The organism is Streptomyces sp. P9-A2 (assembly GCF_036634175.1).
Taxonomy (GTDB): domain Bacteria; phylum Actinomycetota; class Actinomycetes; order Streptomycetales; family Streptomycetaceae; genus Streptomyces; species Streptomyces pratens.
In genome coordinates this window covers 3,250,952-3,265,016 of the sequence record NZ_JAZIFX010000001.1, presented here as the reverse complement: position 1 = coordinate 3,265,016, position 14,065 = coordinate 3,250,952, and the positions used below count along the sequence as shown (strand labels likewise).

Below are 14,065 nucleotides of genomic sequence, written 5' to 3'. Positions count from 1 at the left end.
CCTTCGCCGTGCTGCGGGCAGGGCGGGTGGTGTGGTGGACGGGAGTGGGTGGTGGGCCGCCGTCGTGGGCGGGGCGCGGGCTCAGCGCGGGTTGCGCGCGGCCCTTCTCAGGTCGTACTCGTGGATGATCGCCTTGGCGTGGCCGTACGCCAGGTCGTACTCGTGGCGGAGCCGGCTGACCCTCTCCTCGAAGCGGAAGAGGGAGGGGCCTTCCTCCTCGACGGCGCGCAGCCAGTCGGAGACCTCACGACCGGTGCAGTGCGGGATGCGGGCGAGCATGTTGCGATGGGTCTCCTCGGAGAGGAATTGGGACATCGGGCCTCCAGCGCAGGGGGGTGAGCCGGTCCTTCAGGTCACCGTGCCCGACCGTTCGTCCGTTGGCAACAGCCCCGTCGTGCCGCGTACGCTCACCGCGTGGTTGATACGACGCCCCTCACCCGTGCCGTGGATCATTTCGCCGACCGCCTGCGGGCCGCGCCGCAGAGCAGGCTGCAACGGGGAGCCGCCGCCGAGGCACTCGCCCTGGCCAGGGAACTGGCGGTGTGGACCCAGCGTCTGGAGGAGCCGGGCACCGAGCCCCGCGAGATGCCCGACGCGGGCATGTTCGCCGCCGCCGACCAGATCACCGTCGCCGGCCGTGACCTGGCACTCGTACTGGAGAACGAGGAAGAGGTCGCAGAAGCGCTACAGCTCGTGGAGGAGGCGCAGAAACGCGCCGGAGTGTAGGAACACGCCCGGCGCGCGGAAGGGCCGCCCGGAAGGACCGCCTGGAAGGGCTGCGCGGAAGGACCGCCCGGAAGGGCCGCGGGAAAGCTTCGGGCTGAAGGATTCGGGCGGAAGGCTCAGAGGGACGCGATGACGCGGTCCGCCAGGATGTAGACGTTCTCCTCGCCGCAGGCGAAGGTCAGCGTGTACGCGCCCGAGACGCCGGAACCACCCAGCAGGAACGGGGCCCGGCCCTCCCGCAGGGCCGCGGCCAGCCGCTCCGCGGTCTCCCGGTGCCCCGGAGTCATGCACAGCGTCGTGCCGTCGGCGAAGACGTAGACGTCCAGGGTGCCCAGCGGGCCGGGGCGGACGTCGGTCAGCTCCACCTCGGAGGAGGCCAGCTCCTCCAACGTGGAGACGGTGCGCTCGTGGTCGTTCGCGACCGGTGACGGGTTCGGGACGAAGTCCGGGTGAGAGGGGTGCCGGCGGCGGGCCGCGGCCAGCTCCGGGGACTCCGTGGGCGTACCGCCCTGGACGAAGTCCTTGGAGGCGTACTCGTCGGTGTCGGCCACCGGGTCGGCCATCGGTTCCAGACCCACGAAATCGGTCTGCCGCGGCATGAACAGCTCGCTGTCGGCCAGACCCAGCAGGGACGGCGCGTCGGAGATGTCACGGGCCTCCTGGGCGGCCCAGAACGCCCGCGCCTCGGCGAGTTCCCGTTCCCGTTCCTCCGCGAGAGCCTCGGCCACGGCCGCGCGTATCTCGTCCGTGTGGGCGGAGCGGGCGGCGGGCAGGAGCGCGCGCGTGGCGGCGGCACGGTCCTTGACCAGCTCGGCGTGCAGGGCCGCGACCTGTCGGCGCAGCACCAGAATGCTGCGCAGAACGGCGACGCCCACGGCGCCGGTTGCGGCCGTGGTGACCAACAGGGCGATCGGCATGGCGCTCACTGACGTACTCCCGGTTCAAAGTCGACCCCCGACTTCCTACATCAGCTTGAAGGGTGGACTAACCATCTGTCAGTGCGTAACGTCACGAAACGGACAGAGTGTGGTTTCCATTCCGGGGGGAGGTGGGGCCCTGACCTGCGCGAATCTCCGAAGCGAGGGAGATAGGTCACATCCTGGGGGAGATTGGATCACGGAACGGCCCGGAACCCCGGCGGTGCAAGGGTTCCGGGCCACAGCTTCACCGACCGTGCCGCTCCGGCTACTTGCCGGTTACGTCCCGGCTGCTTCCCGGCTGCTTCCCGGCATCGCGACGGCGTCCGGCCGAGGGAGTCAGCTGAGGCGCTCGATGACCATGGCCATGCCCTGGCCGCCGCCGACGCACATCGTCTCCAGACCGAACTGCTTGTCGTGGAACTGGAGGGAGTTGATGAGCGTGGCGGTGATGCGGGCGCCGGTCATGCCGAAGGGGTGGCCGACGGCGATGGCGCCGCCGTTGACGTTCAGCTTCTCCAGCGGGATGCCGAGCTCGCGGTAGGAGGGGATGACCTGCGCGGCGAACGCCTCGTTGATCTCGGCCAGGTCGATGTCGTCGATGGTGAGGCCGGCGCGGCGCAGCGCCTGCCGGGAGGCCTCGACCGGACCGAGGCCCATGATCTCCGGAGAGAGGCCGGACACGCCGGTGGAGACGATCCGGGCGAGCGGGGTCAGGCCCAGCTCGCGGGCCTTGGTGTCGCTCATGACGACGAGTGCGGCGGCGCCGTCGTTGAGCGGGCAGCAGTTGGCGGCGGTGACCAGGCCGTCGGGGCGGAAGACGGGCTTGAGGCCGGAGACGCCCTCCAGGGTGACGCCGGCGCGCGGGCCGTCGTCCTTGGTGACGACCGTGCCGTCGGGCAGCGTCACCGGGGTGATCTCGCGCTCCCAGAAGCCGTTCTTGACGGCTTCCTCGGCCAGGTTCTGCGAGCGGACGCCGAACTCGTCCATGTCCTGGCGGGTGATGCCCTTGGCGCGTGCGAGGTTCTCGGCGGTCTGGCCCATCGCGATGTAGGCGTCCGGGACGAGGCCGTCCTCGCGCGGGTCGTGCCAGGTGGTGCCCTCCTGCTCCGCGACGGCGGCGGTACGGGCCTCGGCCTCGGCGAAGAACGGGTTGCGGGTGTCGGGCAGGCTGTCGGAGTTGCCCTTCGTGAACCGGGAGACCGTCTCGACGCCGGCCGAGATGAAGACGTCGCCCTCGCCGGCCTTGATGGCGTGCAGCGCCATGCGGGAGGTCTGCAGGGAGGAGGAGCAGTAGCGCGTGACGGTGCAGCCGGGGAGGTGGTCCATCCCCATCTGTACGGCGACGACGCGGCCGAGGTTGTTGCCCTGCTCGCCGCCGGGGAGGCCGCAGCCGAGCATCAGGTCGTCGATGTCCCTGGGGTCCAGCTCGGGGACCTTGGCGAGGGCGGCCTGGATGATCGAGGCGGTCAGGTCGTCCGGGCGCACATCCTTCAGGGAACCCTTGAAGGCGCGGCCGATGGGGGAACGGGCGGCGGAGACGATCACGGCTTCGGGCATTACGGCTCCTGAGGGAAGGGGCGGCGCGCAGCGCCCCGTCGCGGGGTGGTGGTCGGGCGACGGGAGGGCGTACCGGTTGGTCGGGCAGGGCTGCTTGGGAAGTTACCCGGACGTAGTGGCGGGGTCACGGGGCGCGCGATGTGACACTGGCCGCATCTTACTAAGCGCTTGCTTGGGCCTGGGACTCCCCGGACTCCGCGGCCTGCGGCTCCGGCTCCCGCACCCGGCGGCGCTTCCGGCGCTTGAGCAGGGCCCAGGGGCCCCTCGGGCCCGTGGGCATGGCCGCGGTGACCTCGGTGCCCGCCTCCGAGGCGGCCTCGGCCGCGGCTCGGGCGACGGGGAGGAAGCCCTCGCGGCGCGCCGCGTCGGGACGCTCGTCCTGGGCCGGCCACAGACCGAGGGCGGCGCAGACCGTCGGCAGGACGGCCATGGCCGCCGTGGCGTACCCCTCGACGGAGGGGTGGTAGCTGTCGGGGCCGAAGAGCTCACGGGGATGTGCGGCGAACTCGGGGCCGAGCAGGTCGCCCAGCGACACCGTGCGCCCGCCCTGCTCGACCGCGCCGATCGTCTGGGCCGCCGCCAGTTGCCGAGAAGCCCGCCGGGCCAGCCAGCGCAAGGGCTGCTGAACCGGTTCGAGCGTGCCCAGGTCGGGGCAGGTGCCCACGACGACCTCCGCCCCCGCCGTACGCAGCCGGCGCACCGCCGCGGACAGGTGGCGGACGGAGAGCGCGGGCGACACGCGGTGCGTGACGTCGTTCGCGCCGATCATGATCACGCAGATGTCGGGCACCCGGGACGGATCCGCGAGGGCCCGCGTCACCTGCCGGTCCAGATCGTCGGAGCGGGCCCCGGGCACCGCCACCGTGCTCAGCCCCACCGGCCGCTCCGCGACCGCCGCGACCCCCGAGGCCAGCAGCGCGCCCGGGGTCTGGCCGGCCCGGTGCACGCCCTGGCCGACGGCCGTGGAGTCGCCCAGCATCGTCAGCCGCAGCGCCGGCTGCCCGGGCACCGTGTAGGCGGCGCCGTACAGGCCGTCCGCGGTCGGTACGTGCGGGCTCCTGCCGTTGCCCACGCGGCGTCGCGCCAGCCGGGCCTCGGCCAGCAGCAGCCCGACGCCGGCCGCACCGGCCAGGCCGATGCCGCCCCCGCCGTACGCGGCGCCGGCCGCGATCCGCCGGGCCACCCTCGCCCTCGACATCCTCGTCATGCCTCGCCGCCACCTCCTCCGAGCCGTACAGCGGTACCGCCTCGCGGCCGCACAGCAGTACGACCTCACAGCCGTCCGTAAGGCCTCACAGCCGTACACCAAGTGCTTGCCCCGTACGGACCGTGATCCAATCTTCGCGGTGAGTGAACGATCCGGGAGGAACGGCGCCGGGGGCCGGGCTCAGGCCCAGTACCCGGAGCAGGCTCTACGCTGGCATCACTACGTCAACCACATCTTTTGCAGCATCCGGAGACAACGGTGCAATTCCACGACTCGATGATCAGTCTCGTCGGCAACACCCCGCTCGTGAGGCTCAACAACGTCACCCACGGTATCGGGGCGACCGTCCTGGCCAAGGTGGAGTACTTCAACCCCGGCGGCTCGGTGAAGGACCGCATCGCCCTGCGCATGATCGAGGCGGCGGAGAAGAGCGGAGAGCTGCAGCCGGGCGGCACCATCGTCGAGCCGACCAGCGGCAACACCGGCGTCGGCCTGGCCATCGTGGCCCAGCAGAAGGGGTACAAGTGCATCTTCGTGTGCCCCGACAAGGTCTCCATGGACAAGATCAGCGTGCTGCGGGCGTACGGGGCCGAAGTGGTCGTCTGCCCGACCGCGGTGGACCCCGAGCACCCCGACTCGTACTACAACGTCTCCGACCGGCTGGTCCGTGAGACGCCGGGGGCCTGGAAGCCGGACCAGTACTCCAACCCCAACAACCCGCTCAGCCACTACGAGTCCACCGGCCCGGAACTGTGGGAGCAGACCGAGGGGAAGATCACCCACTTCGTGGCCGGGGTCGGCACCGGCGGCACCATCTCCGGGACCGGGCGCTACCTCAAGGACGCCAGCGACGGCCGCGTCCAGGTCATCGGCGCCGACCCCGAGGGCTCCGTCTACTCCGGCGGCTCCGGACGGCCCTACCTGGTGGAGGGCGTCGGCGAGGACTTCTGGCCGACCGCCTACGACCGGACCGTCGCGGACGAGATCGTCCCCGTGTCCGACAAGGACTCCTTCCAGATGACCCGGCGCCTCGCCAAGGAGGAGGGCCTGCTCGTCGGAGGATCCTGCGGCATGGCCGTGGTCGCGGCGCTGCGGGTGGCCGAGCGGCTCAGCGAGGACGACGTCGTGGTGGTGCTGCTCCCGGACAGCGGACGCGGCTACCTCAGCAAGATCTTCAACGACGAGTGGATGGCCGACTACGGCTTCCTCGAGGACGCCGGCCCCAGCGCGCGCGTCAGCGCCGTCCTCGACCACAAGGAGCACGGCCACATCCCGTCCCTCGTGCACATGCACCCCGACGAGACGGTCGGAGAGGCCATCGAGGTGCTGCGCGAGTACGGCGTGTCGCAGATGCCGGTCGTCAAGCCGGGCGCCGGCCACCCGGACGTGATGGCCGCCGAGGTCGTCGGCTCCGTGGTGGAAAGGGAACTGCTGGACGCGCTGTTCAGCAAGAGGGCCTCGCTCGGTGACCCGCTGGAGAAGCACATGTCCGCTCCGCTGCCGCAGGTCGGCTCCGGTGAGCCGGTCGCGGACCTGATGGCCGTGCTGGGCAAGGCCGACGCGGCGATCGTCCTGGTCGAGGGCAAGCCGACCGGTGTCGTCAGCCGCCAGGACCTGCTCTCCTTCCTCGCCAAGGGCGGGAACTGACCGGCGGGAACTGACCGGTGGGAAGTGGCGGGCGGGTGGCGGGAGGGACGTGACGGACGGCTGACGCCCGCCGACGGCGGGTGGGCAGGCCGTGAGCGCCGGGAGCCGGGCCGGGCCGTGACGTGATCTTCATGGACTTCGCGGAAGTGGTACGCGGGTGTCACGTGCGCGCAGCACTCGCTTAACACCGGTCCGGCAGATTGGTCGTTGTCGGCGGGGCAGGTGGGAGTACCTCCCAGGTGTTCAGCACTGAGGGAGGCTCTCCCCTTCCCGGCCGACAGGGAACGGCGTCACAGGACCTCCGGAGCGGCTCCCGGACCTCCATGGACGCCAGGCGCGCAGCCCGGTCCGACCGGCCCGCGTCGCTACGCGGGGACCACCGTCGTCCCGCCCCCCGGCAACGGGGGTGCGGTGGTCCCCGCGTTGATCCCGGCCGGGCCTCCCGCGTCCGGACCTCCGGGTCCGGCCTCCCGCGTTCAGCCCTCCGTACTCAGTCCTCGTGCTCAGTCCTCCCAGGCGTCGTCCTGCCGCTGCTGCCTGTGGCGGCCGAACAGGCCCGGGTTGATGCGGGCCGCCTGGACGGCGTTCACACCGACGATGCCCAGCCAGGCGACCAGCAGGCCGGGCAGATGGGCCACGCCACCACCGATGGCGGACAGCGGTATCGCCAGGACCAGGGAGACGATCCCGAAGCCGAAGCGCTCGCCCCAGGTGTCCGTGGCCTTCGGTGACCGGGAGTCCCGGGCCACCGTCATCTGCTGCTCGGCGAGCTGTCGGCGTACCCGGCGCTCCACCGCGCCGTCGATGCGCTGGTCGACCTTCTCCAGGAACGAGTCGACCAGCGCGGACTCGTACTCGTCGCCCAGTTCCCTGCGGGTCTGCAGGGTGGCGTTGAGTTCCTTCTTCAGATCGGCGTCCCGCGCATCCATTCCGGTCATGCGGACCACGGTAGGCAGCCCGGCCGCCCATTGCACTGGGGATAGCCCCCCTTGTCGGCCGGGGGCCTGCCCGGTCCCGGTCGTGCGCGCCCGGTGTTCGCCTGTATAACGGCATGCAGGAAGCGCGGTCGGTGAATGGGCCGGGTGGACAGCCGTGCGGCCGGCGCCATGCGATCAGGGTCGTGTGATCAGGGTTGTGTGATCAGTGCCGTGTGATCAGGTCGAGGGGGAGCCGCGTCATGAGTGTCACCGAGGGGCCTGCCGCGCGCCTGCAGGCGCTGTTCGAGGGGCACCGGCTGACGCCGACGCAGCGGCGCATCGCGCACAGCATGGTGCGGCGCGCGGCCGACGTGCCGTTCCTCTCCAGTGTGGAACTGGCCGACCTGGCCGGGGTCAGCCAGCCCTCCGTGACCCGGTTCGCGGTCGCCCTCGGCTTCGACGGCTATCCGGCCATGCGACGGCATCTGCGCGAGGTCGTACCCTCCGGACCGCCGGCGCCGGACGCCGGGTCGTACAACGAGTACCAGCAGGCCGTCGAGGCCGAGATCGAGAATCTGCGGCACCTGGCCGAGGTGCTCGCCGATCCGGAGCCCGTGCGGCGGGCTGGGCGGATCCTCGCGGGCAGCCGGCCGTTGCCCGTGCTCGGGCTGCGCGCGGCGGCGGCACAGGCCCACGGCTTCGCCTACTTCGCCGCCAAGGTCCACCCCGACGTACGGCTGCTCAACGAGGGCGGCACCATGCTCCACGACCGCGTCGACGCCGCTGCCGCGGCCGGCGCCACAGCGCTGCTCTGCTTCGCGCTGCCCCGGCATCCCCGGGAGGTCGTCGACGCCCTCACCCATGCCAAGGAGACGGGACTGACCGTGGTCACCGTCGCCGACTCCGCCTTTGCGCCGGTCGCCAAGGTCTCCGACCTGCTGCTGCCCGCCGCCGTCGGCACCGGGCTCGCCTTCGACACGGCGTGCGCGCCGATGCTGCTGGGCCGGGTGCTGCTGGAGGCGATGTGCGACGGCCTGCCCGGCGCCCAGGCCCGTCTGGAGGAGTTCGACACGAAGGCGGCGACGCGCGGCCTGTTCGTGGAATGACGCCAGGACCCGGGGCGGCGGGGCGGGGTGCCGTTCCTTGCGTGGTATCTCAGATTTCTCTCACCTCGAGTCACCTTTTTTTGCGGGGAGGAATCGCATCCGGTGTCGCGAAGCGGAGCGTCGCCGCATCCGGTCCGGGCGCGGCGCCCCCGTGTCGCTGTCGCCGAGGTGATACGAACGTGTGTGCCCGTGGTCGCTGGTGGGGGTGGTGGCTGCGGGGTCGGGGTGTGTCTGTGCGGCTGTCGTACGTACGGTCTTCGCAGGGTTCGGGATGACGGAGTGTCCCCGGGCGGGGCCGTGAGGGGGCGAGATGGTGCAGGTGAGGGCGGATGCGGGGGCCGGGCATGCCCGGTACACCTACCGGTTGCGCGTGTCGTGCGCTGCCCGCACCGTCCTGGCGGCGGAGTGGGACCGGTGCCGCTGGGTGTGGAACGAATGCGTCGCCAAGTCCAGGGCCGTGCACCTGCACAACAAGTCCACCGGCCGGAAAGCCACGTGCGGCCCGGCCCGGCTCGACAGGATGCTGACCGAGGCCCGCGCCCGTACGCCGTGGCTGCGTGAGGGCTCGTCGGTTCCCCAGCAGCAGGTCATCCGCGACTTCGGCCGCTCCCGCGCCAAGGCGCACAAGGACATCAGGGAGCGCCTGCCCATGGCGCGCCGGGCCGGGATGCCGAAGTGGAAGACCAGACGCGAGGCACTGGCGACCCTCAACTACACCAAACGCGGGTTCCGGTTGAAGGACGGCCGGCTGCACCTGGCGGGCGGCGTCGTCCTGACGGTGGTCTGGTCGCGGGAACTGCCGGCCGAGCCGTCCTCGGTACGCCTGTACCGGGACGGCCTCGGGCACTGGTACTGCTCGTTCGTCGTCCCCGCCCAGCTCCAGCCCCTGCCGGAGACCGGCCGTGTCCTGGGCATCGACTGGGGCGTGCAGGAGACCGCGACCACCACGTCCGACGCGCACGACCTGCCGCATGCCGAGCACGGCAGGAAGGCCCGGACCAGGCTGGCCCGCTACGACCGGATGATGGCCCGCCGCAGGCCGAAGAAGGGCGAGCCCGCATCGAAGGGCTATCGCGAGGCGCGAAAACTGCGCGCGAAGGCCCACAGGAAGGTCGCGAGGCAGCGTGCGGACACCGGGCGCAAGTGGGCCAAAAGGGTCGTCCGCGACCACGACGTCATCGCGGTCGAGGACTTCCGCCCGAAGTTTTTGGCCCAGACCACCATGGCCCGCAAGGCAGCCGACGCCGCCATCGGCGCCACCAAGACCGCCCTGATCGAGATGGGCCGCAAGCACGGACGGGACATCCGTCTCGTCCACCCCGCGCACACCACGATGGACTGCGCGCACTGCGATGCGAGAGCCAAGCACGCTCCCCCACTGCCTTCAAGGCGTGGGGGGACCCCCAGCCGCTGGGTGAGCGCGTCTATACCTGCACCGCCTGCGGAACCGTGGCCCCACGGGACAAGAACTCCGCACGCGTCATGCTCGTCCGGGCTGGTCTCCACCCGGCTGGTGCCGAGGGCACAAGACCTCCCGGAGCGCTGCTCCGGGAGGCTGCCTGAGCCAGGAATCCCCTTCCCTTCAGGAAGGGGAGGATTCAATAATCTGCGTCCCGGACCCTACGGACGCTCCACTGAAGTGGGACGGGAGGCTGGACGTGATGCGCGCAGGACGCGGAGGACAGGGGCTGGCTCGGGTGGCCGTGGTCGTACGGGCCGGGGCCGCGCCGCTGTGGTGGCTGGGGGTGTTCGCGGCGGGCATCGGCGTGCTGGTGCCGGGACTGACCGGCCGCAGGATCGGTGTGTCGGCCGGTGCCGCGCTGTTCCTCATGGCCCTCGCCGTGGTGGCGTACGTACGGCGTGGGCGGTACCGCGAGCTGGCCCGGCCGGCGGTGCGGGCGGGCAAGCACGACGTGCTCCAGGACCGGGCGGTCAGCATGCGCAACTGGCGCCGTCGGCACCGCTGGTGGCTGCTGCTCGGCTTCCTCGCCGCCCTGGGCAGCGCGTTCGCGGTCCCCGCGGCGGGTGGTCTGCTGCTCGCCGGGTGCGGTGTGGGCCTGTGGCTGAAGGCGTCCTGGATCGGTCGCCTGGAGGAGGCCGGCGAGGCCCTGCTGTGGGTCCGCGTCGACTGGTTGAGCGGCGGTGCGAGCAGCCCGGCCGGCAAGGCGGTCAAGGGCTACCGGACCACCGGCATCGCGGCAGGCGACGCGACCCCGGGCGGCGCCCGCCGCCGGGCCTCGGCCCTGACCTGACCGGGTCTGACCGGGCCGGGTCTGATCTGACCGGGCCGGGCTTGGCAGGGCCTGACCGGGCCTGGTGAGACCGTGGCTGATACGGGTCAGGCCCGGTCCGACCCGCTCCGGTCCGCCACGCCTCGCCCTGCCCCACCTCACTCCGGTCCGCCCTGCTCCGGTCCGCCACGCCTCGCCCTGTCCCACCTCACTCCGGTCCAGTCCGGTTCGGTCCGCTCCGACCCGGTCTGCTCGGCCCGCGTCGGGCCGAGCGGGATCGGTCATGGGGCGAGCGGAGTCGGTCGGAGAGCGGGCGGGGTCGATCAAGGTCGGTCGGTCACGGGATCAGGGCGTCGGCTTGGGCGCCGCCCGATTCGGCCACGATCTCCTCGGCGGTCTGAGCCGGGCGCACCAGCGCGAAGGTGACACCGTCGCCCCCGTCGCCCCCGTCGCCCGCGCCGTTCGAGCGGTGTGCGATGAAGCCGTGGACGGCCGGGCGGGGGAGCGAGTTGTACCCGTAGTGGTGGGCGAAGGCGTACGCGCCGGTGTCCAGCGCCGCCACGTGGTCGTCCTGCTCCAGCAGCGGCAGCGGAATCTCGCGGGCGAGCAGGTCGCCCGCGAAACAGGCCGGCCCCGCCACGTCCTGCATCACCGCCGGCCCTCCCTTGGGCCGCCCCGCGGCGTCGTACGCGGCGATCCTGAGCGGCCACGCGGCCGGCGTGTACACCGTGCGCGTCGCCACCTGCACGCCCGCGTGCGTCACCGCGACCGCCCGTCCGCCGGCGCTCTTGGCGTACTCCACCCGGGCGACGACCGTGCCGTGCTTCGCCAGCAGTGACCGCCCGAACTCGGTGACCAGCCCGTACCGCCCGTCGAACAGTCCGGGTACCGTCTCCTTCAGCAGCCGCGCGTACCGCGTGTACGTCGGGTCGGCCGTGTCGGAGGTGAAGTCGACCGGCAGCCCGCCGCCGATGTCGACGGTGTCGACCTGCTGCCGCCCCGCGCGCCGGTTGATCTCCTCGGCCAGCGCGTACGTCTGAGCCACGCCCTTCGCCATCAGGGGCAGGGCGATGCCCTGGGAGCCGGTGTGCGTGTGCAGCCGGGTCAGCCACGGCCGGTCGAGGTACGCCCGTACGACCCATTCCCGCGCCCCCTCGTCGCGCAGCGCCACACCGAACTTCGAGGTCGCCGTGGCGGTGGACAGCGCCTCGATGGTGCCCCCGCCGACCTGCGGGTTCACCCGGATGCCGAGGGGGGAGGGGAGACCGGCCGACCGCGCCAGGGAGCCGGCCATCAGGGCGTCGATACGTGCCAGCTCCTGCGGATTGTCCGCGTTGACGGCGATGCCCAGCGCCAGTGCCTCCCGCAGCTCGGCCGGTGTCTTGGCGGGTGAGTCCAGCACGATGTGCTTCGGTGGCACCCCCGCCGCCCGTGCCAGTGCCAGCTCGCCGCGGCTGGCGACCTCGGCCCCGATGCCCTCCGTGTGCAGCAGCCGCAGCACCGGTACCAGCGGGGTCGCCTTCACCGCGAAGGCGTGCAGCACGGGGGTGCCGGACGGTGTCACCGCCGCGAAGGCCTCCCGCAGCTCGGCCGCCGACTCCCGGATGCCCGTGACGTCGAGCAGCGCCACCAGGGGATGACCGGGGCCGAGCAGTCCCTGTGCCACGGCGGCCCGCACCGCCGCGTCCCGCCGGGCCGCCCGCCTCGTTCCCGCTGTCCGCCCGTCGTCCTCGCCGTGACCCGTCTCCCGCGCCCCGCCGTCGTCTCCCGTTTCAGTTCCCATGCCATGCCTGTACCCGCGTCGGCGCCCGTGTCTCCAGCCGAGCACCGTCCGGCACTCCGCGCCGACACGGCCGCATGCATTGACTGACTCTATTCAGGCTGCGAAAGTGTGAATATCTGTAGTAAGTGCGGGAGCTCGCCACCAGGAGGCAGACCATGTCAGGACCCCGCCCGCCCGTCTCCTCCCACCGGGCCCGTACCGGGCCCGCCGCGCCGCCCCGCGGCCCCGTCCGCGCCCCGCGCGGAACGGATCTGAGCACCCTGGGCTGGCCCCAGGAAGCGGCCCTGCGCATGCTGCAGAACAACCTCGACCCGGAGGTCGCCGAGCACCCCGACCAGCTCGTCGTCTACGGAGGCTCCGGCAAGGCGGCCCGCGACTGGCGCTCCTTCGACGCCATGGTCCGCACCCTGAGGACCCTCAAGCAGGACGAGACGATGCTCGTCCAGTCCGGCCGCCCCGTCGGCGTCATGCAGACCCACGAATGGGCCCCGCGTGTCCTCATCGCCAACTCCAACCTCGTCGGCGACTGGGCCAACTGGGAGGAGTTCCGCCGCCTGGAGGCCCTCGGCCTGACCATGTACGGGCAGATGACCGCCGGCTCCTGGATCTACATCGGCACCCAGGGCATCCTCCAGGGCACCTACGAGACGTTCGCCGCCGTCGCCGCGAAGAAGTTCGGCGGCACCCTTGCCGGGACCGTCACCCTGACCGCGGGACTCGGCGGCATGGGCGGCGCCCAGCCGCTCGCCGTCACCATGAACGACGGCGTCGCGATCTGCGTCGACTGCGATCCGCGCGCCATCGACCGCCGCATCGAGCACCGCTACCTGGATGTGCGGGCCGACTCCCTCGACCACGCCCTCCGCCTGGCCACCGAGGCCCGTGACGCCCGCCGCCCGCTGTCCATCGGCGTCCTCGGCAACGCCGCCGACGTGGTCCCGCGGCTGCTGGCCATGGACGCCCCCGTCGACATCGTCACGGACCAGACCTCCGCCCACGACCCGCTGGCCTACCTGCCGGCCGGAATCGCCTTCGAGGACATGGCCGACGCCGCCGCCGAGGACCCGGCCGGTTTCACCGCCCGCGCCCGGGAGTCCATGGCCCGGCACGTCGAGGCGATGGTCGGCTTCATGGACGCCGGGGCCGAGGTCTTCGACTACGGCAACTCCCTCCGCGGTGAGGCGCAACTCGCCGGATACGACCGGGCCTTCGCCTTTCCCGGCTTCGTGCCCGCCTATATCCGCCCGTTGTTCTGCGAGGGCAGGGGCCCCTTCCGCTGGGCCGCCCTGTCCGGCGACCCCGCCGACATCGCGAAGACCGACCGGGCCGTCCTCGACCTCTTCCCCGAGGCCGAGTCCCCGCAGAACGCGTCCCTCGCCCGCTGGATGCGCCTGGCCCGGGAACGGGTCCGCTTCCAGGGCCTGCCCGCGCGCATCTGCTGGCTCGGACACGGTGAGCGGGACAGGGCCGGCGAGCGGTTCAACGACATGGTCGCCTCCGGGGAACTGTCGGCCCCCGTCGTCATCGGCCGCGACCACCTCGACTGCGGCTCCGTGGCCTCCCCGTACCGCGAGACCGAGGGCATGCTCGACGGGTCCGACGCGATCGCCGACTGGCCGCTGCTCAACGCCATGGTGAACGTGGCGTCCGGGGCCTCCTGGGTGTCCGTCCACCACGGCGGCGGCGTCGGCATGGGCCGCTCCCTGCACGCGGGCCAGGTGACGGTCGCCGACGGCACCGCGCTCGCCGGCGAGAAGATCCGGCGGGTCCTGACCAACGACCCCGGGATGGGCGTCATCCGCCACGTGGACGCCGGCTACGACCTCGCGGACTCGGTCGCGGCGGAGCGGGGCGTACGGGTACCCATGCGTGAGGGGCCCGAGGGGTCCGAGGAGCCCAAGGGATCTGAGAGGGCTGAGGGGCATGGGGAGCGCGGGGGGCGCGAGGGTGAGGACGCGTGACCGGGACCTG

At 72.2% G+C, this 14,065-nt stretch carries 11 protein-coding genes and 1 pseudogene; 6 read left to right on the top strand and 6 right to left on the bottom strand.

The genetic code is table 11. From position 1 onward, the window contains the following. Nucleotides 1-81: 81 nt before the first annotated feature. Complete coding sequence (locus tag V4Y04_RS14665; RefSeq protein WP_332428288.1) at nt 82-315, bottom strand: DUF4287 domain-containing protein; 234 nt, start codon at nt 313-315, stop codon at nt 82-84. Nucleotides 316-414: 99 nt separating this feature from the next. On the opposite strand from V4Y04_RS14665, the gene V4Y04_RS14660 reads away from it, so the two are divergent. Next, nucleotides 415-726 carry a hypothetical protein gene (locus V4Y04_RS14660; RefSeq protein WP_332428286.1) on the top strand — a complete coding sequence of 104 codons (312 nt, stop codon included), beginning with the start codon at nt 415-417 and terminating at the stop codon, nt 724-726. A 116-nt stretch (nt 727-842) separates the two neighbouring features. Here the strand turns inward: V4Y04_RS14660 and V4Y04_RS14655 are convergent, their stop codons facing one another. The 3 genes from V4Y04_RS14655 to V4Y04_RS14645 all read right to left on the bottom strand — a co-directional run bounded on the left by V4Y04_RS14655 (nt 843) and on the right by V4Y04_RS14645 (nt 4,410). Further along, on the bottom strand, nt 843-1,652 hold the full coding sequence (locus V4Y04_RS14655; RefSeq protein WP_332428285.1) for a hypothetical protein: 810 nt from the start codon (nt 1,650-1,652) through the stop codon (nt 843-845). Between the two features lie 330 nt (nt 1,653-1,982). Then, nucleotides 1,983-3,203: an acetyl-CoA C-acetyltransferase gene (locus V4Y04_RS14650; RefSeq protein WP_332428284.1), complete on the bottom strand. Its 1,221-nt coding sequence runs from the start codon at nt 3,201-3,203 to the stop codon at nt 1,983-1,985. Nucleotides 3,204-3,363: 160 nt separating this feature from the next. Continuing rightward, a complete protein-coding gene (locus tag V4Y04_RS14645) occupies nt 3,364-4,410 on the bottom strand; it encodes an SGNH/GDSL hydrolase family protein (RefSeq protein ID WP_332428282.1) in 1,047 nt (348 codons plus the stop codon). Nucleotides 4,411-4,668: 258 nt separating this feature from the next. Here V4Y04_RS14645 and V4Y04_RS14640 point away from each other — a divergent pair, with 258 nt between their 5' ends. Beyond that, nucleotides 4,669-6,057: a cystathionine beta-synthase gene (locus V4Y04_RS14640; protein ID WP_332428281.1), complete on the top strand. Its 1,389-nt coding sequence runs from the start codon at nt 4,669-4,671 to the stop codon at nt 6,055-6,057. Nucleotides 6,058-6,560: 503 nt separating this feature from the next. On the opposite strand, the gene V4Y04_RS14635 is transcribed toward V4Y04_RS14640, so the two are convergent. Continuing rightward, a complete protein-coding gene (locus V4Y04_RS14635) occupies nt 6,561-6,995 on the bottom strand; it encodes a hypothetical protein (protein WP_332428280.1) in 435 nt (144 codons plus the stop codon). Between the two features lie 239 nt (nt 6,996-7,234). Here V4Y04_RS14635 and V4Y04_RS14630 point away from each other — a divergent pair, with 239 nt between their 5' ends. The 3 genes and pseudogenes from V4Y04_RS14630 to V4Y04_RS14620 all read left to right on the top strand — a co-directional run bounded on the left by V4Y04_RS14630 (nt 7,235) and on the right by V4Y04_RS14620 (nt 10,332). Next, complete coding sequence (locus tag V4Y04_RS14630; protein WP_332428279.1) at nt 7,235-8,080, top strand: MurR/RpiR family transcriptional regulator; 846 nt, start codon at nt 7,235-7,237, stop codon at nt 8,078-8,080. 310 nt (nt 8,081-8,390) lie between these two features. Continuing rightward, nucleotides 8,391-9,643 (top strand): annotated as a pseudogene (locus V4Y04_RS14625) (RNA-guided endonuclease InsQ/TnpB family protein). Nucleotides 9,644-9,741: 98 nt separating this feature from the next. Further along, nucleotides 9,742-10,332: a hypothetical protein gene (locus V4Y04_RS14620; RefSeq protein ID WP_332428278.1), complete on the top strand. Its 591-nt coding sequence runs from the start codon at nt 9,742-9,744 to the stop codon at nt 10,330-10,332. Between the two features lie 316 nt (nt 10,333-10,648). On the opposite strand, the gene V4Y04_RS14615 is transcribed toward V4Y04_RS14620, so the two are convergent. After that, nucleotides 10,649-12,094 carry a diaminopimelate decarboxylase gene (locus V4Y04_RS14615; RefSeq protein WP_332428277.1) on the bottom strand — a complete coding sequence of 482 codons (1,446 nt, stop codon included), beginning with the start codon at nt 12,092-12,094 and terminating at the stop codon, nt 10,649-10,651. A gap of 155 nt (nt 12,095-12,249) precedes the next feature. On the opposite strand from V4Y04_RS14615, the gene hutU reads away from it, so the two are divergent. Beyond that, nucleotides 12,250-14,055, top strand: coding sequence for a urocanate hydratase (gene hutU / locus V4Y04_RS14610; protein ID WP_332428276.1), 1,806 nt, complete (start codon nt 12,250-12,252; stop codon nt 14,053-14,055). Nucleotides 14,056-14,065 lie beyond the last annotated feature (10 nt).

Coding starts and splice junctions, on each gene's coding strand:
- V4Y04_RS14665 (WP_332428288.1), bottom strand. CDS start 315: ATGTCCCAATTCCTCTCCGAGGAGACCCATCGCAACATGCTCGCCCGC.
- V4Y04_RS14650 (WP_332428284.1), bottom strand. CDS start 3,203: ATGCCCGAAGCCGTGATCGTCTCCGCCGCCCGTTCCCCCATCGGCCGC.
- V4Y04_RS14645 (WP_332428282.1), bottom strand. CDS start 4,410: ATGACGAGGATGTCGAGGGCGAGGGTGGCCCGGCGGATCGCGGCCGGC.
- V4Y04_RS14635 (WP_332428280.1), bottom strand. CDS start 6,995: ATGACCGGAATGGATGCGCGGGACGCCGATCTGAAGAAGGAACTCAAC.
- V4Y04_RS14630 (WP_332428279.1), top strand. CDS start 7,235: ATGAGTGTCACCGAGGGGCCTGCCGCGCGCCTGCAGGCGCTGTTCGAG.
- V4Y04_RS14620 (WP_332428278.1), top strand. CDS start 9,742: ATGCGCGCAGGACGCGGAGGACAGGGGCTGGCTCGGGTGGCCGTGGTC.
- V4Y04_RS14615 (WP_332428277.1), bottom strand. CDS start 12,094: ATGGGAACTGAAACGGGAGACGACGGCGGGGCGCGGGAGACGGGTCAC.
- hutU (WP_332428276.1), top strand. CDS start 12,250: ATGTCAGGACCCCGCCCGCCCGTCTCCTCCCACCGGGCCCGTACCGGG.